The organism is Vibrio sp. 2134-1, assembly GCF_033339495.1.
In genome coordinates this window covers 1-924 of sequence record NZ_JAWOUS010000196.1, presented here as the reverse complement: position 1 = coordinate 924, position 924 = coordinate 1, and the positions used below count along the sequence as shown (strand labels likewise).

At 38.3% G+C, this 924-nt stretch carries 1 protein-coding gene; it reads left to right on the top strand.

The genetic code is table 11. The annotated features are described in order from the left end of the window. Positions 1–24 precede the first annotated feature (24 nt). Positions 25–807 (top strand): Abi-alpha family protein, encoded by a 783-nt coding sequence (locus R7R78_RS24895; protein WP_225474470.1) that lies wholly within the window; start codon positions 25–27, stop codon positions 805–807. Positions 808–924: the final 117 nt, after the last annotated feature.

Here is a 924-nt window from a genome sequence, read left to right as displayed (position 1 = left end):
TTTGGAGATTAGTAGGAGAATTTAATGTCTAATCCTGAAAATGAAGTAATTAAAGCTGTTGGAACGGATATTTATCAAGATACTTTGCAACCTTTTGCAAAGCATATTGGTAATGTTCTTGGTGACGCTGGCCAGCTCATAGAGCTGCTGTCACCGATTTCAGGAGTGAATTATGGCTTAAAGGGAGCTAGAGATTGGCTAAAAGAGAAATTAGTTAAAGACTTGAGTTGTGTTGATAAAGATGACTTAATTTTGCCTAACCCCGTCCGCTTGAAGAATAGTTTAGAGGGGTTTTATGCTGTATGTGATGACGAAACTTTAAAGTTGATGTTTGCTGAGTTGATCTCAGGCGCATTTCAAAAGAGCCATCAAGAATCCGCTCATCCATCTCATATTGCAATCTTACAGCAACTATCACCATTTGAAGCTAACTTGTTAAAATTGATAGTTGAATCCTCTTTGTCTATCAACTCAATCTTCAATGGCTATTTAGAACATAAAGACATAGACGCGCATTATGGTAATTACGGTGATCCTATGTTTGGTGTGTTCATAGAACAGTTAGCTGAAAACAAAGTCATTAATAATGAAGTATCGGATGGTGAGTTAGAGGTTGCTTGGAATAACCTTAAACGGCTAGAAATAATTCAAGTTATTTCTACAACAGAAGCGCATTTTCAAAACCAGAGAGCGCAAAACAACGAAATTATTCCAGCTCACTTGGATTATTCGTACAACATCAGGGTTGGTTTGTCGGGTTTAGGCCACGACTTATTAGTCAGTTGTGGGGTTCTCGGGCGCATATAACAAACAATTTAAGAGTGATTCAGCACGCTTGGCACTTTTAGTTTGCGTTAAGTTCGGTGTTTACGGTAGTCAAATTGAGTTTCGTAGTTGCGTGCTTCACACCTTAATTGGGCGTTA

Excerpts from the sequence above, each read along its gene's own strand:
- R7R78_RS24895 (WP_225474470.1), top strand. The coding sequence starts at position 25 with ATGTCTAATCCTGAAAATGAAGTAATTAAAGCTGTTGGAACGGATATT.